This window comes from Neorhizobium lilium (genome assembly GCF_004053875.1).
Taxonomy (GTDB): Bacteria; Pseudomonadota; Alphaproteobacteria; order Rhizobiales; family Rhizobiaceae; genus Neorhizobium; species Neorhizobium lilii.
In genome coordinates, this window is sequence record NZ_SBIP01000008.1 from 20020 (window position 1) to 37720 (window position 17701).

Here is a 17701-nt window from a genome sequence, read left to right on the forward strand (position 1 = left end):
ATGCGGGCAAGGCAAGGCCCGGGAAACCCGGGCCTTGCCTCGATCAGGGCTGAACTGCCGGAACGTTGCCGCCCGCGTCCTGCATCTTGCTGACTTCGTCATAGCCCTTCTTGAGGGCTTCGTCCTTGATGTCGATCTTCTGGTCGGCCTTGGCCTTCTCGATCAAGGCGACATACTTGTCGCGCATGACGAGCTGCTTGACCTGATCCTGGACCTGATCGAACGGAGGCGGAGCGGCGTCGCGCTTGTCTTCGATCTTGATGACATGATAGCCGAACTGCGTCTTGACCGGGGTCTTCGTGTACTGGCCCTTGTCGAGCGCGAAGGCCGCTTCCTCGAATTCCGGGACCATGCGGCCCGGGCCGAACCAGCCGAGATCGCCGCCTTCATCCTTGTTGGAATCCTGCGACTTTTCCTTGGCGATTTCGGCGAAATCCTTGCCCTTGTCGAGGTCGGCGATGACAGCCTTTGCTTCGTCCTCGGTCTTCACGAGGATATGGCGGGCATGCACTTCCTGCTGCTTCGGCAGAGCCGCGACTTCCTTGTCGTAGCGAGCCTTGATCTCTTCAGGCGTCGTCGCATCGACGACATGCTTGCGGAAATAGGCGTTGTGGAGTTCGCGATCGCCGATATAGGCCATGCGCTTCTTGAAGTCTTCGGTGTCCTTGATCCCTTCGGACATCGCGCCGCTGGCCAGCAGCTTCACGTCGATGGCGCCGGAGAGAGCCGCGACCTTTTTCTGCTCGTCCGGCAACTGGGCCAGCTGCGGATCGAGGTTCTGGACGGCCAGATCAAGCTCGGACTGATGAATTTCCAGGCTGCCGACTGTGGCAACGACAGGATCGTCCGCCGCAAAAACCGGAGCCTGGGAGAAGATCGCAGCGGCGAGCGCGGCCGTTACGAGAAATTTGTGGCGCAACATCGAGTTACCTTTCGGCTGAAATGCCGGTTTCAGAATTGCCTGATTCCGGCCGGAAAACCCTCAAAAACATCGGATTGTGGCCATTCTGTATCGGCCGTCACCGTTGACATCATTCGACCCCCCTCTTATCTGTCACGCAACTTCGCGTCCAGAAGCTTTCCGGGCGCGGCGGGTCATTTTGTCGGGACCGGAACGACCGACAACCGGGCTCGCGATCCCATGGGACTGATATCAGAAAGGACCATTCGCATGGTCAGCCTCGGCGGCATTGCCCGCAAACTGTTCGGTTCGTCAAACGACCGCCGCATACGCGGATACAATCCGACGATCGATGCCATCAATGCCTATGAGGAAAAGGCAAAGGCTCTGACGGATGAGCAACTCGCTCATAAGACCGTCGAGTTCCGGCAGATGCTGGCCGACGGCAAGTCTCTCGAAGACATCCTCGTTCCGGCATTTGCAGTTGTGCGCGAAGCCTCGCGCCGTGTGCTCGGCATGCGTCCCTTCGATGTCCAGCTGACCGGCGGCATGATCCTCCATGACGGCGCGATTGCCGAGATGAAGACCGGCGAAGGCAAGACGCTCGTGGGAACCCTTCCGGTCTACCTCAATGCGCTGGCCGGCAAGGGCGTCCACGTCGTCACCGTCAACGACTACCTCGCCAGCCGCGACGCCGCCATCATGGGCCGTCTCTATGGCTTTCTCGGGATGACCACGGGCGTCATCATGCACGGGCTGAGCGACGACGAACGCCGCGCCGCCTATGCCTGCGACATCACCTACGCCACCAATAACGAACTCGGTTTCGATTATCTGCGCGATAACATGAAGTATGAGCGCTCGCAGATGGTCCAGCGCGGCCACAACTACGCGATCGTCGACGAAGTGGACTCCATCCTCGTCGACGAAGCCCGCACGCCGCTGATCATTTCCGGCCCGCTAGACGATCGCTCGGACCTCTACACCACGATCGACGCCTTCATCCCGGCGCTGACCCCGGAAGATTACGAGATCGACGAAAAGCAGCGCTCGGCGAACTTTTCCGAAATCGGCACGGAGAAGCTGGAAAACCTGCTGCGCCAGGCCGGGCTGCTCAAGGGCGAATCGCTTTACGACGTCGAGAACGTCGCGATCGTCCACCACATCAACAACGCCCTGAAAGCCCACAAGCTCTTTACCCGCGACAAGGACTATATCGTCCGCAACGACGAGATCGTCATCATCGACGAGTTCACCGGCCGCATGATGCCGGGCCGCCGCTACTCCGAAGGCCAGCACCAGGCGCTGGAAGCCAAGGAGAAGGTGACGATCCAGCCGGAAAACCAGACCCTCTCGTCCATCACTTTCCAGAACTATTTCCGCATGTATTCCAAGCTGGCCGGCATGACCGGTACGGCTTCGACCGAAGCGGAAGAATTCGGCAACATCTACAAGCTCGAAGTGGTCGAAGTGCCGACCAACCTGCCGATCCAGCGCATCGACGAGGACGACGAGGTCTACCGGACCTTCGAAGAAAAGTTCAAGGCGATCATCGAGGAGATCAAGGCGGCGCACGAACGCGGCCAGCCGGTTCTCGTCGGCACGACCTCCATCGAAAAGTCCGAACTTCTGGCGACGATGCTGCGCAATTCCGGCTTCGACAAGTTCCACGTGCTGAACGCCCGCTACCATGAACAGGAAGCCTATATCGTCAGCCAGGCCGGCGTCCCGGGTGCTGTGACCATCGCCACCAACATGGCGGGCCGCGGAACGGACATCCAGCTCGGCGGCAACATCGACATGCGCCTCGAGCGTGAGCTCGAAGGCATCGAGGACGAAGCTGAGCGCACGGCCAAGGAAGCGGCTATCCGCGAAGAAGTGAAAGCGCTCAAGGAAAAGGCGCTGGCCGCCGGCGGCCTTTACGTCATCGCGACCGAACGTCACGAAAGCCGGCGCATCGACAACCAGCTGCGCGGCCGCTCCGGACGCCAGGGCGACCCCGGCCGTTCCAAGTTCTACCTTTCCCTCCAGGACGACCTGATGCGCATCTTCGGCTCCGACCGTATGGACGGGATGCTGCAGAAACTCGGCCTCAAGGAAGGCGAGGCAATCGTCCATCCCTGGATCAACAAGGCGCTCGAACGCGCTCAAAAGAAGGTCGAAGCGCGTAACTTCGACACCCGAAAGAACCTTCTGAAATACGACGACGTCACCAACGACCAGCGCAAGGTGATCTTCGAACAGCGTATCGAGGTCATGGATTCCGAAGACGTTTCGGAAACCGTCGAAGACATGCGCACCGAAGTGATCGACGTCCTGGTGACCAAGCACATTCCCGAGCGCGCCTATGCCGAACAATGGAACGGTGCCGGGCTCTACGAAGACGTCCAGCGCCTCCTGAACCTGGATCTGCCGATTGCGGATTGGGTCAAGGAAGAAGGTATAGGCGAAACGGATATCCGCGAGCGGGTTACCGAGGCAGCGAACAAGGCTGCGGCGGACCGGCGCGAACGTTTCGGCAACGAGATCATGAACTATGTCGAACGGTCGATCTTGCTCCAGACCCTCGATACTCTTTGGAGGGAGCATATCGTCAACCTCGACCATCTGCGCTCGGTCATCGGCTTCCGTGGCTATGCACAGCGCGACCCGTTGCAGGAATACAAGGCCGAAGCCTTCGAGCTCTTCCAGGCCCTGCTCGCCAATCTGCGTGAGGCCGTAACGGCCCAGCTCATGCGGGTCGAACTCGTGCAGAACCCCGAACCGCCGGCGCCGCCGCCCCTGTTCTCGGAACATCACGTTGACCCGAGGACCGGCGAAGACGAAATGTCGGGCCAGGATGCGGGAAACTTTACCGCAGCACCGCAGGACCGTCGTCCGGAAGATCCCTCCACCTGGGGCAGGATCGGGCGGAATGAAACCTGCCCCTGCGGCTCCGGCAAGAAATACAAGCACTGCCACGGTGCCTTCGAGCAGGCCTAACAACCCCCTTTTACTCATCAGCTTACGCCGCCTCTTAGGGGCGGCGTTTGTCGTTTGGCACGGACGACCGATGGGGAACCGACCCGCACCAACTGTTTCTTAACCGCGCCCTGCCACTGTGCCCCTGAAGTCTTCCTGCGTCATTGCGAGTAGTGCGTACCGATATGGCGGTCATCGAAACAGCGGAGAGATTGCTTCCGCCACGTCTGCGTGTGAGGCTTGCACCTCTAACCCGTCGGCTTGGCACGCTATTGGCCGATGACAGCGAAAATGCACGCGCACAACGCCAGGCTCTCACCGCTTTCCTGATCCGCATCCTCAGCGCCGCCATCGCCTTCGTCTCCCAGATTGTGCTCGCACGGGTCATGGGCGAATTCGAATACGGCATATTTGCCTTTGTCTGGGTGATCGTGGTGCTGGCCGGAAACCTGTCCTGCCTCGGCTTCCACACCTCCATCATCCGGTTTCTGCACCAGCACAGGGTAGAGGGTGATCTTCCCGCCGTGCGGGGACTGACGCTGGCCGCCCGACTGATCGCGCTTGCGTCGTCGAGCACGGTCGGCTGTCTCGGGCTTCTCTTTCTGCATCTCTTCGGGGACCGGATGGAAGCCTACTACCTTATCCCCGTCTCGCTAGCCTTCTTCACCATGCCGATGATTGCGCTGGGCGACGTTCTGGACGGCACCGCCCGCTCCGCCGGCTGGACGGCGATGGCGCTGAGCCCGACCTATCTCTTCCGGCCAACGCTGATCCTGCTTTTCATGCTGCTCGCCATCTGGATGGGTGCTCCGCATACGGCAGTGACGGCCATGGAAGCGGCCCTGGTCGCCACGTATGTATCGACGCTTTCCCAGCTGGTGCGCGTCAGCCTCCGGCTCCGGCGCTTGCACGGCCACGGTCCACGCCAGTTTGCGCTTGGCGCCTGGCTTCGCTATTCCCTGCCGCTTTTTCTTGTGGACGGCATAGGCTTCCTGCTGACCAATGCCGATGTGGTGGTCGTTGGCCTCTATCTGCCGCCGGATCAGGTCGGGATCTATTACGCGGCCGCCAAGACGATCGTGTTGGTGCAGTTCGTCTACTTCTCCGTCAAGGCCGCTGCCGGCCCTCGCTTTTCCGCCCTGCTGGCGGAAGGCGATACGCAAACGCTTGCCGGTTTCGCGGTGCAGACGACGCGGTGGGTCTTCTGGCCTTCGCTGGCGGTCGGCCTCGCCGCCCTGGCTGCCGGCCAATTCCTGCTATCGCTGTTCGGTCCCGGCTTCACTGCTGGTTACAGCTTGATGGCGATTCTTTTCTGCGGCATTCTCGCCAAAGCAATGGTCGGCCCGGGCGAAGTGCTTTTGAGCATGGCCGGCCGCCAGAAACTCTGCGTCCTTCTTTATGCCGTCACCCTGTCCGCGGGCATCCTGTTCTACGTGCTGCTGATCCCCCGCTTCGGACTGGCGGGTGCGGCCATGGCAACGGCCTTGGCCATGATGGTGGAGGCTGTTCTGCTGCATATTGCCGTCCGCCGAACGCTAGGGATCGTGCTTTTCGCCTTTGCCAATCCGGCATCCAAACCCTCGTCGGAGGCATCCTAGTCATGGCGCTACCACCGGTCGAAACCGACATGAGCGAAGGCAGCCGTCGCACATCGCCTTTGCTGCCGGGCCTGCGTTCGACGAGACCCGAGGCCGAAACGCGGCTGGAGGTGGGACGGCCCGGCCGCGCACTCTCCCTTTATCCCGCAGCTCTCGGTTACGACCTGCAGGAAGAACTGGAATTTCTCTCTCACCGGGCCATGGAGCCGAATATCTTCTTCTCAGCGCGGTTGCTGGCTCCCGCCATGCCGCGGGTCGAAGACAAGCAGGTGCGGTTTGCCTTGATCCGCGACGAAACGGAGAAACGCAGCCGGCTTCGTCTTCTCATGCCGTTTACGGTGGAAAGACCTGGGTTTGCCGTGGGCGCACCTATCATCCGCGCCTGGGCAAACCCCTTCGGCCCGCTCGGCACGCCGCTGGTCGATGGAGAGGATGCTGCCGAAACCATCGACAACCTGTTCGAAGTGCTTGCTTTGCCGCAGGCACGCCTGCCCTCCGTGCTGGTCGTCCCGGACGTTCGCCTTCAAGGCCGCTTCGCCCAGCTGGCGAGAGCCGTCGCCATTAGCCGCGACCTGCCCGTGACGGTGACCGATCCTTTCCGCAGGCCCATGCTGGAAAGCACGGACGATGGCGAGACCTATCTGAAACAATCGGTATCGGCACATCATTTCCGCGAAATGCGCCGTCAGTGGCGCCGCCTCGAACGGCTCGGGCAACTCACCTATTCCGTCGCCCGCCAGCCGGAGGAGGTTCGGCTGCGGATGGAAGAGTTCCTGGCGTTGGAAGCCAAGGGCTGGAAAGGGAAAAAGCGTTCGGCCCTTGTCAGCGACCGCTACCGGGCCGCCTTTGCCCGCGAAGCCATCACCAATCTCGCCGAGGTCGATGCCGTCCGTATCCACACGATCGATCTGGACGGCCACGCGATTGCCTCGATCATCGTCTTCCTGATGGCCGGCGAAGCCTATACTTGGAAGACAGCCTATGACGAGGAACTGGGACAGTATTCCCCAGGCAAGCTCCTCATCATGAGACTGACCGACTGGCACCTCGACGACGCCAATATCATGCGTACCGATAGCTGCGCCGTTCCCGACCACCCCATCATGAGCCGGCTCTGGGAAGAGCGGGAAGAGATGGGAACGCTGGTGATCGGTCTCACACGTAACAGCGACCGCGATATCCGCCAGGTCGCCGCACAGCTTCACCTCTATCGCAACACCCGCAACGTGGCCCGGCTACTGCGCGAAAAGATCCTCTCGATCGCCGGCCGCGATTTTTGATCTGCCCGTGACCGCTTTCGACTGGAAAGGGCCGCAGCCGGCCGACACCCGCACCCCACCATTCGTGGCTGGATTTGGTCTACTTCCTTCTTGCGCAGTTAATGAAGGGCATGTTAGACGCGGTCCATCTACTGAAGTGCCCCGTTGGCGGAATTGGTAGACGCGCCTGACTCAAAATCAGGTTCCGAGAGGAGTGCTGGTTCGATTCCGGCACGGGGCACCACTTAAATAAAAATCAGAGCATAATTCCATTCTGACGGCTGCTGGCTAACAACTTCCGCTATTTATTGTACGTACAAATATTCATTGCAGTCTAGCATGATTTATCGTACATACAGTTTATGAAGATCACCTGGGACGAACCGAAGCGCGAAGCCAACCTTGCCAAGCACGGCATGGACTTCGCTGACCTGTCTCTGGAGTTCTTCGCTGCCTCGGCCGTCATCCCCGCAAAGGCCGGTCGGTCTATGGCTATTGGTCTGTTCGAAGGTCGGGTTATCATAGCCGTTGTCTTCCACTCGCTTGGATCGGAAGCGCTGTCGGTGATCTCCATGCGTCTCGCCAGCGGCAAGGAAAGGAAAATCCATGACGACTAAGTTTTCCGCACATCGCCCCCTCACCGATAAGGAGGAGGCCGAAATTCAGGATATGATTGCGTCGGACCCGGATGCTCCAGAGGCTTCCGACGAAGAGCTTGCCCAGGCAAAACCCTTCAGAGAAGCGTTCCCCAATCTTGCCGCGAGCATCGACGGCGAAATCGCCAAGCGCGGGCGCCCGAAGGCAGAGCAGACCAAACAGTCTGTTACTATCCGACTGGATCCCGATCTGGTCGAACATTACAAGGCCACAGGCAAAGGCTGGCAAAGCCGAATGAACGACGACCTCCGAAAGGTCGCCGGCCTGCGCTCATGATCTGCGGCGGCCTAGGCGGCGGTCAGGTCGGATAACGAGGACCGCGGTCTCCTGCACACCGTTCTTCGGTGGACACAGTGCGAACACGGCAAAGTTAGAACGATGACGATAGCCGGCGTTTACAGCATGTGCGCATCTGCTAAGCAGAAATCGACGCAGTGCCCGACCCGGAGACGCACATGGAACCGACCGCCACCTCCCGCCGCGAAGCCGCCAGCTTTGCCGCCATTGTCACGCTCGGCATGGCGGTCACCGTCGGGTCGGCACTATGCTTCGAATATTTCGGAGGGTACATACCCTGCCATCTCTGCCTGATCGAACGTAACCCCTATTACTACGGCATTCCGCTTGGCCTGCTGGCCTTGCTTGCATCTCAATTCCGCCTGCCCGGCTGGGTCCCGCGCGGACTGCTTGTCGTCATCGGCGTGATGATGCTGGTTGGCGCTGGCATGGGCATCTACCATTCCGGCATCGAATGGGGTTTCTGGCCCGGCCCGTCGAGCTGCACCAGCACGCCCGGCGCTGGAACCGCCAGCGCCGGCGATCTGCTCTCGTCGCTCAATACGGTTCACGGTCCGCAATGCGACCAGGCGGCGCTGCGCATTCTTGGATTGTCGCTGGCGGGCTGGAACGCGGTCGCAAGCCTGATCTTGGCCGCTATCGCATTCGTGGGCGCAAAAAAGGCCGCGTGACGCGGCCCGCGCCGGCAGGCTTTTACGGCTGCAGCTCGCTGTCCCAGTAAAGATAGTCCATCCAGCTTTCATGCAGGTAGTTCGGGGGAAAGAGCCTGCCATTATTGTGCAGGTCCTGCACCGTCGGCTGGTAGGGGTGCTGGTGCGGGAACATGTTCGCCTGCTTCGGAAGCTTGCTGCCTTTCCGCAGATTGCAGGGAGAACAGGCGGCCACGACATTTTCCCAGGTCGTTTCACCGCCATGAGCGCGCGGAATGACATGGTCGAAGGTCAGGTCGTCCCGCTCGCCGCAATACTGGCACTCGAACTTGTCGCGCAGGAAGACGTTGAAGCGGGTGAAGGCGGGATTTCGGGTCGGCTGCACATAGGTCTTGAGGCTGACGACGCTCGGCAGCTTCATCGAAAAGCTGGGCGAGCAGACCGAATGCTCGTATTCCGCGATGATATTCACACGATCAAGGAAAACCGCCTTGATCGCGTCCTGCCAGGACCAGAGCGACAAGGGATAATAACTCAGTGGCCGGTAGTCAGCGTTCAGTACGAGCGCCGGCAGGGCCTGCGGGGAAACTGCAATCGTCAAATGACGCTCCTACCAGATTCGCCATGTACGCATTCTATATTAGGTCCGTTGTTACAGCATTGTGAAGCCCAATAAATGTGAAGAATTAAAGACCTGCGGCGTCACACCACAGGCATGGTTTCGCGCCGCATCCGCGAGGCGTAATAGGCCCAGAAAACCCGTGCGGCCACCGAGCGCCAGGGGCGCCATGCCTGCGCCATTTCGGCCAGATCCTTGGGCATTGGCCGCTCTTTCAGCCCCAGCGCGTGCCCTACGGCTGCCTGCAGCGCCACATCTCCGACCGGGAATATATCCGGATGCCCGGCACAGAACATCAGATAGACCTCGGCGGACCAGGGACCGACGCCGGGCAGCGCCGTCAATTGGCGAATGGCGTCGCTTGTCTCCATCCGGCAGACTCTATCCAGATCGACTCGATCCTCCATGACTGCTAACGCCAACCCCTGCAAAGTCGCGGCCTTGGCCCGAGATAGACCGAACGTCGCTATGATCTCTGGAGTGTGGGCACCATAGCTGGATGCCGTCACCGGCCCGCAAGCCTCGATGCGCCGCCAGATAGCCTGCGCGCTGGCCCGCGACACCATCTGCGAGACGATGATGGTGGCAAGGCCGGCAAAGCCCGGCGCGCTCAGCCGCAACGGGATCGGCCCCGCCGCCTCTACCACCGGCAAAAGCCGAGCATCGAGACGGACAAGCGTCTCCACGCCCCGATCTATATCCGACTGGTCGCGGATGACATTCACCAAGCCTCTCCACCATGGCCGTTTTCCGTAAAGCATGCCAGAAAGAGGCCATGCCCGTACCGTCACCTGATAAACCCGTCTATCGGTTTGCGCCAAGCCCAAACGGAAACCTGCATCTCGGCCACGCGCTCTCCGCTTTTCTCAACCACGACCTGGCAAGAGGAGCGGGCGGCCGCTTCCTGCTGCGGATCGAGGATATCGACACCGCCCGATGCACGCCGGAATTCGAAGCTCGAATCTACCGCGACCTCGCTTGGCTGGGACTGGAATGGGAAAACCCGGTCCGGCGACAGTCGGAACACTTCACCTTCTACGCTGCTGCACTGGGCCGCTTGAACGAGATAGGGCTCATCTACCCCGCCTTCATGACCCGCGGCGAGGTGAAAGCGCGGGTTGCGGCCCTGGAAGCGATGGGCGGCGTCTGGCCGCGCGATCCGGATGGCTCACCGCTCTATCCGGAAGACGATCGGCATCGCAGCGAAACGGAGCGCCGGACCCTCATCGAAAAAGGCCTGCGCCATGCGTTCCGGCTGGACATGCACAAAGCCCTGGAGCAGGTAAACCGGCCCTTGTTCTGGACGGAAACCGGAGATGGGCGAAAGGGCAGCATAGAAGCCGATCCCGCCGCTTGGGGAGACGTGATCCTCTCCCGCTCCGATGCCGCGTCGAGCTACCACCTATCGGTTACGGTGGACGATGCAGCGCAGGGCATCACCCATGTGGTGAGGGGGCTGGATCTCTTCGCGGCAACCTCCGTCCACCGACTGTTGCAGGCGCTTCTGGACCTTCCGGAGCCCTGTTATCATCACCATCGACTTGTCCTTGGGGCCGATGGCCGCAAGCTCTCGAAGAGCGAGGGTTCAACGGGACTCGCGGCCCTTCGCAGCCAGGGGCTCGGGCCGGACGCCATCCGCCGATTGGTCGGCCTTTAGCTGGTCCTGTTCGCGCAGCCGCCGCTCCCGGCGAAAGCGTGAGAACACGGAATAGATCCGGTATTTCATCAGGGCGGCATTGAGCTCCGCCCCCAGCATGAAGATCACGCCCACCATATACAGGAAGACCAGCACGATCATGATTGATGCCAGACCGGCATAGGTCGCGGCGTAATTCGCAAAGGTCGAGAGATAGGCCGCGAAACCGAAGCCGAACGCTGTCCAGATGACGATGGTCATCAGCACGCCGGGAAGGATGTCGATGATCCTGCGGTTGCCCGCCGGCAGCCACTTGTGGGACAAGAGGAGGCCGATCATCAGAAGGAAACCGGTTCCCACAAGGCCCCAGTTGGCAGCGGCATTCAGGTCCGAGATCAGCCAGGGAAACCGCGTTTCGGCAAATCGCATCGTTACAGGCACGGCGACGAGAACAATGCTGATGACCGCAAAGATCACCACTGCCACGATCACATAGCCGAGACTTGCCAGACGCGTCACATACCAGGGCCGATGTTCGGTGACCCGATAGGCGCGGTTGAGCGAAATCCGAAGCGCCTCCACCCCGTTCGATGCGAAGTAAGCGGCTGCCAGGACCGAGACGGTCAGCAGCCCGCCGCGGGGGATCAACAGTACCCGCTGGATTTCCGAAGCGATCGGCTCTGCGATATCGGCCGGCCAGGCATCGAAAAGCAGATGTACCGCGGTCGCAGAAAATCCGCCCGCGCCCAGAAAACCCGCCAGAGCCGTTCCGAAGATCAGGAAAGGGAAAAGTGCCAGCAGGCCCGACAGCGCGACATGGCTTGCCATCGCCCAACCGTCATCCTCCGTAAAATGCCAGTAGGCATCCCAAAGAACCTTGAAGGCCAATCGGTGCCATCTGACGGGGGGATCTTGATCGGACAATGGCAACTCCGTTGTGGCCTTCGGCGAAATATGGGAGGAACCCCTACACTTGTACAGAGAGGCTCCTCGAATGGCCGAAGAAAGAACGATCATCGTCACCGGCTGTTCCTCCGGCATCGGCGCCCATTGCGCCCGGGCCCTGAAGCGTGACGGCTGGCGGGTCTTTGCAACCGTGCGCAAGCAGGAGGATCTTGCTGCCCTGGAGGCGAACGGGCTGGAAGCGCTGCTGATGGACTACGCCCGAGCCGAAACCATCACGGCTCTGGTGGATGCGGTAAAGAGCCGCACCGGCGGGCGGATCGATGCGCTTTTCAACAACGGCGCCTATGGCCAGCCGGGTGCGGTGGAGGACCTCTCGACGGACGTCCTGCGCCAGCAATTCGAAACCAACTTCTTCGGTTGGCACGAGTTGACCCGGCAGGTTATCCCGCTCATGCGCGCTCGAGGACATGGCCGCATCGTCAACTGCTCGTCCATCCTCGGCCTCCTGCCCTATCGTTACCGGGGCGCCTACACAGCCTCAAAATACGCGTTGGAGGGCCTGACGATCACGCTGCGCATGGAACTTGAGGGGAGCGGTATCGGAGTGAGCCTGATCGAGCCCGGCCCGATCGCCTCCCGCTTCACCGCCAATGCTTTGGCCAAGATCAACGAGCATGTCGATCTCGAAGGCTCTGCCCATGCGGCAGAATACAAACGCCAACTCCGGCGGCTTGACGGCAGCGGACCGGTCAACCGGCACAAGCTCGGGCCCGAGGCAGTCTACAGCGTGTTGCAGCACGCCTTGACCTCGCCTCGCCCCAAGCCCCATTATCTGGTCACGACGCCCGCCAAACAGGGCGCTTTCCTGAAGAGACTGCTTCCGGCCGCGCTGTTCTACAAGCTTATGCGCCGGCTGGACTGAAAGGCGAATATCCGCGATGTCGAGTTTCACCACCATTCTGGCCCTGATCGTCATGGGGCTTGTCGTTCTTGTGCTGATCCGCGGTCTGTTCAACATGCTGAAAGGCACCGATGCCAACCGGTCGAACAAGTTGATGCAACTGCGCCTGCTCTTGCAGGCGATCGCCATCGCACTCATCATGCTGACGCTCTGGCTGACCGGCGGCGGACGGCCGAGCTGACGGCGGGACAGGATATGGTAAAGCTCAACAAGATCTATACGCGCACCGGCGATGACGGCACCACGGCGCTCGTTGCGGGACCACGGCGCGACAAGCACGATCTGCGCGTCGATTCTTACGGCGAGATCGACGAGACCAATTCGGCCATCGGCATCGCCCGCCTCCATACCCGCGACATGCCGCAGCTGGATGGGATGCTGTTGCGCATCCAGAACGATCTTTTCGACCTCGGCGCAGACCTTGCCACGCCGGAGACCGGGCAGAAGCCGGACTACGAGCCGCTAAGGGTGCTCGAAGCGCAGGCGACGCGGTTGGAAGGCGAGATCGACTTTCTGAACTCGGAACTGCAGCCGCTGCGGTCCTTCGTGCTTCCGGGTGGTTCGCCGGCAGCGGCCTATCTTCACTTGGCGCGAACGGTTGCGCGAAGGGCTGAACGGGTCATGGTGGAGCTGTCGCGGGAGGAGCCGGTCGGTGAAGCGGCTCTCAAATACATCAATCGCCTCTCGGACTTCCTTTTCGTCGCGGCGCGTTATGCGAATGATCGGGGCGAGGCCGATATTCTTTGGGTGCCCGGCAAGAACCGCTAAAGCCCCCGGCGGGAGGAGAAGCAAGGCATGTTCATCCCTCTGCACGATGCCGTCGAGCTGAAATACATCCGCGTGCAGTGGGTAACGATCGGCATCATCGCGATCAACGTGCTGAGCTGGGCTTTCACCTCTCTGGCCAATCCCGAAACCGCGGAACGGGCCTCGCTTGGCCTTGGGTTCATTCCGGCGGTCATATTCCATTATGCGGTTCTCGATCCTTCAGTCGTCCTGGTGCCGGCAGACGCCACCTTCCTGACCTATGCCTTCCTGCATCTCGATTTCTGGCATCTGGCTTCGAACATGCTGTTCCTCTGGGTGTTTGGAGACAATGTCGAAGACGCCCTCGGCCATGTGAAGTATGCGGTCTTCTATCTGCTCTGCGCGGCAGGCGGCGCCCTGCTGCACGGACTCGTAGGGCCAGCCGCGGAAGGCCCGTTGATCGGCGCTTCAGGCGCCATTTCCGGCGTAGTCGCCGCTTATTTTCTGCTGCACCCGCGTGTCAGGGTTTGGGTTCTGGTTCTTTTCCGCATCCCGCTGCCGCTCCCGGCTTTCATTCCGCTCGCGCTCTGGATCGTCCAGCAGTTCGTAATGCTGGCGCTCGATCTCGATGGCATGGTTTCCTGGGGTGCCCATGTCGGGGGCATCGTCTGCGGCGCCATCCTCGTGCTCTTCATGCGCCGCAAAGGCGTGCCGCTGTTCGACCGTACCATCGTGACGCCGAAGGCGGTCAGGCACCAGCCGAGCGTGCCCCGGATCGCAGCCGCGAGAGAATAGAGTTATGAGAAATCGGTAAGCCCGCGGCCGCAGATCCACGTTGTAATCGGGCAAAAAATGCGTATCCATGTCGCCCACTGACAAATGGATGGGCCGCTGATGGCGCAGTCTGCGGCGGGAAATAGTCAAGGAAGGACCCCATGAAGATCCTGGTGCCTGTGAAGCGAGTGGTCGATTACAACGTCAAGATCCGTGTCAAGCCGGATGGCTCGGGCGTAGAACTTGCCAACGTCAAGATGTCGATGAACCCGTTCGATGAAATCTCCGTCGAAGAGGCCCTGCGCATCAAGGAAGCCGGCAAGGCAGAGGAAGTTGTCGTCGTTTCCATCGGACCGGCCAAGGCCGAGGAAACATTGCGCACCGCGCTCGCCATGGGCGCCGACCGTGCTATTCTTGTCGAGACCGAGGATGCCGTAGAGCCGCTCGCCGTCGCCAAGATCCTTAAAGGCATAATAGATGCCGAACAGCCGGGACTGATCATCGTCGGCAAACAGGCGATTGACGACGACAGCAACCAGACCGGCCAGATGCTGGCGGCGCTTCTGGGCACCGCCCAAGCAACCTTCGCCTCGAAGATCGAGCTCGGCGAGGGTTCCGCGAAAGTGACCCGCGAAGTCGATGGCGGCCTCCAGACGATCGAGGTCAAGCTGCCCGCCGTCGTCACGACGGATCTTCGGCTGAACGAGCCCCGCTACGCATCTCTGCCGAACATCATGAAGGCCAAGAAGAAGCCGCTCGACAAGAAGACGCCGGCAGACTTCGGTGTGGATACGGCACCCCGATTGAAGGTTCTGAAGACGGAAGAGCCGGGCGGCCGCAAGGCTGGCATAAAGGTCAAGACGGTAGAAGAACTCGTCGCTAACCTGAAAACCGCCGGCATTCTCTAAGCGCCACCGGAAGAACTAGGAGACATATATCATGGCCATTCTTCTTCTGGCTGAACACGACAGCAACACCATTTCCGATCAGACCGCCAAGGCGCTGACGGCGGCAACGCAGATCGGCGCTGACGTTCACATCCTCGTTGCCGGTGCCGGTGCGCAAGGTGCAGCCGATGCAGCTGCCAAGCTCACGGGCGTCAACAAGGTCCTGCTGGCCGACGACCCCAGCCTTGCCAACAACCTGGCAGAACCGCTCGCAGCCCTGATCGTCTCGCTCGCCGGCGGTTATGATACCATTATCGCGGCCGCAACCGCTTCCGCCAAGAACGTCATGCCGCGGGTGGCAGCGCTTCTCGACGTTATGCAGGTCTCGGAAATCACCGATGTCGTGTCGTCCGACACGTTCAAGCGGCCGATCTATGCCGGCAACGCGATCCAGACGGTACAGGCAACCGACGCGACGAAGGTGATCACCGTGCGCACGGCATCCTTCACCGCCACGGGCGAAGGCGGTTCTGCAACGGTGGAAACGATTGCAGCCGCTGCAAATCCTGGGGTTTCCACCTTTGTGACCGACGCGCTCTCTTCGTCCGAACGCCCGGAACTGACCTCGGCCAAGATCATCATCTCCGGCGGCCGCGCGCTTGGTTCCTCAGAAAAATTCAAGGAAGTCATCCTGCCCGTGGCCGACAAGCTGGGTGCTGCAGTGGGTGCGTCCCGCGCCGCCGTCGATGCCGGCTACGCTCCGAACGACTGGCAGGTGGGCCAGACCGGCAAGGTCGTAGCACCTGCACTCTACATCGCGGTTGGCATTTCCGGCGCCATTCAGCATCTGGCCGGCATGAAGGACTCAAAGGTGATCGTCGCCATCAACAAGGACGAGGAAGCGCCCATCTTCCAGGTTGCCGACTATGGCCTGGTCGGTGATCTCTTCGAACTTCTGCCTCAGCTTGAGAAGGCTCTTTGAGCACTTGCCGCCGCAGTTGCGAAAAAGATTGGCAAAATACGCGTTAGCAGAATAAAAATTGCCGGGCTGTATGCATGCAGCTCGGCATTTTCATGAACAGACGCTCGGCAGAGGGCGCAAGGCTGCTAAGGGAGCGAGTAAATGATACCGGTCATCGAGAGTATTGGGATCGTCGGAGCCGGTCAGATGGGCTGCGGCATTGCGCATGTCTCCGCTCTTGCCGGCTACAAGGTCCAGATCTACGATGTCTCGCAGGATCGGATCGAAACGGCGCTTGCCACGATCAACGGCAACCTAGCCCGACAGGTAAGCGGCGGAAAGCTGACCGACGAGAGCCGAACGGCGGCCCTCTCACTCATTTCGGGATCGGCAGACGTCAACGACCTGGCGCCGATGGACTTAGTCATCGAGGCTGCAACCGAAGACGAAAGCGTGAAGCGCAGGATCTATGCCCAGGTCTGCCCGGTCTTGAAGCCGGACGCCATGCTCGCCACCAATACTTCGTCGCTCTCCATTACCCGTCTTGCCTCGGCGACCGACCGGCCGGAGCGCTTCATGGGCATCCACTTCATGAATCCTGTACCCGTCATGAAGCTCGTCGAGCTCGTACGTGGTATCGCAACCGGCGAACCGACCTTCAGCGCTGCCAAGCAATATGTCGCCAAGCTGGACAAGACGGCAACGGTTGCCGAGGATTTCCCTGCCTTCATCGTCAACCGCATCCTGCTGCCGATGATCAACGAAGCGATCTACACCCTCTACGAGGGCGTCGGCTCCGTCGAGGCGATCGACACGGCCATGAAGCTTGGCGCAAATCATCCCATGGGACCGTTACAACTGGCGGATTTCATCGGGCTGGACACCTGTCTGTCGATCATGCAGGTGCTCTATGACGGACTGGCGGACTCCAAATACCGTCCCTGCCCGCTTCTCGTAAAATATGTCGAGGCCGGCTGGCTCGGCCGCAAGTCCGGCCGCGGCTTCTACGACTACCGCGGCGAGACACCGGTCCCGACGCGGTAGCAGTCGCTTTGTCTTGTCAATCAGGTCTACAGGAATTCTATTGACGGAGTGGGAGGCGAGCTTTTCGCCCGCCTCCTGTAGATCACCTTCGGATTAGAACCCGCACGCTTGCCTGCCAGTTCGTGCGGGTTTTCCGTATGGTAAACGTGATGCTAAATGGTTCCTACGACCCCTTCGCCGCCATGATCAACGCCTTGCCGTCGGCGCTGTCCCAGGCGGCCGGGCCGTTCATGGCGGAGATCAGGCAGCCCTTGCCGTCGATCACCAGCGTGACGGGCAGCCCGAAGGCAAGTCCTTCCTTCTTCAGCTTGTTGAACACGCCCATGGAACTGTCGCGGTAATAGCCCAGCCCGTCGATGCCATATTCCGCCATGAAGGCCTTCGGCTTCTCATCGCCGCCCGTATCGATGTTGACGGCGACAACTTCGAAGCCCGGTCCGCCCATCTCCTTCTGCAGCGCATTGAGGGCGGGCATTTCCTGGCGGCAGGGACCGCACCAGGTCGCCCAGAGATTAAGCAGCACCGTCTTGCCGGACAAATCAGCAGTCGTCATATTCTGTCCGGCCGGTCCTTTGAAGTTAAGCTCGAGCGGGCGCGGCGGTTGCGCGGGCACCATGGCCGCCACTTCCCCCTTGGCGAAACGGGAGACCGCCTTCACCGTCTCCACCGATCCTTCGCAAGTGCCGGACGAGGCTTCGAACAGGGCTCCGGCAGCATTGCCAGACCCCGTATTCGTCACGTATACCGCCACGGCACCGGCGAGAATTCCCGCAATGCCGGCGATCAGGATCAACCGGACGAACGGAAGGCCTAAGGGTCTTTTCGACGTCATGTAACACTCCA

At 60.7% G+C, this 17701-nt stretch carries 19 protein-coding genes and 1 tRNA gene; 15 read left to right on the forward strand and 5 right to left on the reverse strand.

Annotated elements, in window-relative coordinates; genetic code table 11:
* Positions 1–43: 43 nt before the first annotated feature.
* On the reverse strand, positions 44–922 hold the full coding sequence (locus EPK99_RS24595) for a peptidylprolyl isomerase (protein ID WP_128445741.1): 879 nt from the start codon (positions 920–922) through the stop codon (positions 44–46).
* Positions 923–1171: 249 nt separating this feature from the next.
* Between EPK99_RS24595 and secA the strand changes: the two genes are divergently transcribed.
* The 7 genes from secA (at position 1172) to EPK99_RS24630 (ending at position 8344) form a co-directional block, all read left to right on the forward strand.
* Entirely contained in the window at positions 1172–3883 is a 2712-nt protein-coding gene (gene secA, locus EPK99_RS24600) for a preprotein translocase subunit SecA (RefSeq protein ID WP_128445742.1), read from the forward strand.
* Between the two features lie 164 nt (positions 3884–4047).
* On the forward strand, positions 4048–5460 hold the full coding sequence (locus EPK99_RS24605; RefSeq protein WP_128445743.1) for a lipopolysaccharide biosynthesis protein: 1413 nt from the start codon (positions 4048–4050) through the stop codon (positions 5458–5460).
* Positions 5461–5489: 29 nt separating this feature from the next.
* A complete protein-coding gene (locus EPK99_RS24610) occupies positions 5490–6740 on the forward strand; it encodes a GNAT family N-acetyltransferase (protein ID WP_245582569.1) in 1251 nt (416 codons plus the stop codon).
* A 138-nt stretch (positions 6741–6878) separates the two neighbouring features.
* Positions 6879–6963, forward strand: a tRNA-Leu gene (locus EPK99_RS24615).
* Positions 6964–7081: 118 nt separating this feature from the next.
* Positions 7082–7336 carry a BrnT family toxin gene (locus tag EPK99_RS24620; protein WP_128445745.1) on the forward strand — a complete coding sequence of 85 codons (255 nt, stop codon included), beginning with the start codon at positions 7082–7084 and terminating at the stop codon, positions 7334–7336.
* Positions 7326–7652 carry a BrnA antitoxin family protein gene (locus EPK99_RS24625; RefSeq protein WP_128445746.1) on the forward strand — a complete coding sequence of 109 codons (327 nt, stop codon included), beginning with the start codon at positions 7326–7328 and terminating at the stop codon, positions 7650–7652. The genes EPK99_RS24620 and EPK99_RS24625 overlap by 11 nt, the downstream gene beginning before the upstream one ends.
* Positions 7653–7831: 179 nt before the next feature.
* On the forward strand, positions 7832–8344 hold the full coding sequence (locus tag EPK99_RS24630) for a disulfide bond formation protein B (RefSeq protein WP_128445747.1): 513 nt from the start codon (positions 7832–7834) through the stop codon (positions 8342–8344).
* A 22-nt stretch (positions 8345–8366) separates the two neighbouring features.
* Here the strand turns inward: EPK99_RS24630 and EPK99_RS24635 are convergent, their stop codons facing one another.
* Together EPK99_RS24635 and EPK99_RS24640 are read right to left on the reverse strand one after the other, a co-directional pair.
* The gene (locus tag EPK99_RS24635) at positions 8367–8924 is read right to left on the reverse strand and encodes an HNH endonuclease (RefSeq protein ID WP_128445748.1); all 558 of its coding nucleotides are present in this window, start codon (positions 8922–8924) and stop codon (positions 8367–8369) included.
* Positions 8925–9025: 101 nt separating this feature from the next.
* On the reverse strand, positions 9026–9703 hold the full coding sequence (locus EPK99_RS24640) for a DNA-3-methyladenine glycosylase family protein (protein ID WP_128445833.1): 678 nt from the start codon (positions 9701–9703) through the stop codon (positions 9026–9028).
* 14 nt (positions 9704–9717) lie between these two features.
* On the opposite strand from EPK99_RS24640, the gene gluQRS reads away from it, so the two are divergent.
* The gene (gene gluQRS, locus EPK99_RS24645; RefSeq protein WP_128445749.1) at positions 9718–10599 is read left to right on the forward strand and encodes a tRNA glutamyl-Q(34) synthetase GluQRS; all 882 of its coding nucleotides are present in this window, start codon (positions 9718–9720) and stop codon (positions 10597–10599) included.
* On the opposite strand, the gene EPK99_RS24650 is transcribed toward gluQRS, so the two are convergent.
* Positions 10528–11508 (reverse strand): YihY/virulence factor BrkB family protein, encoded by a 981-nt coding sequence (locus tag EPK99_RS24650; RefSeq protein ID WP_425374245.1) that lies wholly within the window; start codon positions 11506–11508, stop codon positions 10528–10530. The genes gluQRS and EPK99_RS24650 overlap by 72 nt on opposite strands.
* A gap of 64 nt (positions 11509–11572) precedes the next feature.
* Between EPK99_RS24650 and EPK99_RS24655 the strand changes: the two genes are divergently transcribed.
* From EPK99_RS24655 to EPK99_RS24685, 7 genes are all read left to right on the forward strand, one after another.
* The gene (locus EPK99_RS24655) at positions 11573–12406 is read left to right on the forward strand and encodes an SDR family oxidoreductase (protein ID WP_128445750.1); all 834 of its coding nucleotides are present in this window, start codon (positions 11573–11575) and stop codon (positions 12404–12406) included.
* A 16-nt stretch (positions 12407–12422) separates the two neighbouring features.
* Positions 12423–12626, forward strand: coding sequence for a twin transmembrane helix small protein (locus EPK99_RS24660; protein WP_128445751.1), 204 nt, complete (start codon positions 12423–12425; stop codon positions 12624–12626).
* A gap of 14 nt (positions 12627–12640) precedes the next feature.
* Positions 12641–13213 carry a cob(I)yrinic acid a,c-diamide adenosyltransferase gene (locus EPK99_RS24665; protein ID WP_128445752.1) on the forward strand — a complete coding sequence of 191 codons (573 nt, stop codon included), beginning with the start codon at positions 12641–12643 and terminating at the stop codon, positions 13211–13213.
* A gap of 27 nt (positions 13214–13240) precedes the next feature.
* Positions 13241–13987: a rhomboid family intramembrane serine protease gene (locus EPK99_RS24670; protein ID WP_128445753.1), complete on the forward strand. Its 747-nt coding sequence runs from the start codon at positions 13241–13243 to the stop codon at positions 13985–13987.
* 140 nt (positions 13988–14127) lie between these two features.
* Positions 14128–14874: an electron transfer flavoprotein subunit beta/FixA family protein gene (locus EPK99_RS24675; protein WP_128445754.1), complete on the forward strand. Its 747-nt coding sequence runs from the start codon at positions 14128–14130 to the stop codon at positions 14872–14874.
* Positions 14875–14905: 31 nt separating this feature from the next.
* Positions 14906–15835, forward strand: coding sequence for an electron transfer flavoprotein subunit alpha/FixB family protein (locus EPK99_RS24680; RefSeq protein ID WP_128445755.1), 930 nt, complete (start codon positions 14906–14908; stop codon positions 15833–15835).
* A 141-nt stretch (positions 15836–15976) separates the two neighbouring features.
* Entirely contained in the window at positions 15977–16858 is an 882-nt protein-coding gene (locus EPK99_RS24685) for a 3-hydroxybutyryl-CoA dehydrogenase (RefSeq protein WP_128445756.1), read from the forward strand.
* Between the two features lie 163 nt (positions 16859–17021).
* Here the strand turns inward: EPK99_RS24685 and tlpA are convergent, their stop codons facing one another.
* The gene (tlpA, locus tag EPK99_RS24690) at positions 17022–17690 is read right to left on the reverse strand and encodes a thiol:disulfide interchange protein TlpA (protein WP_128445757.1); all 669 of its coding nucleotides are present in this window, start codon (positions 17688–17690) and stop codon (positions 17022–17024) included.
* Positions 17691–17701 lie beyond the last annotated feature (11 nt).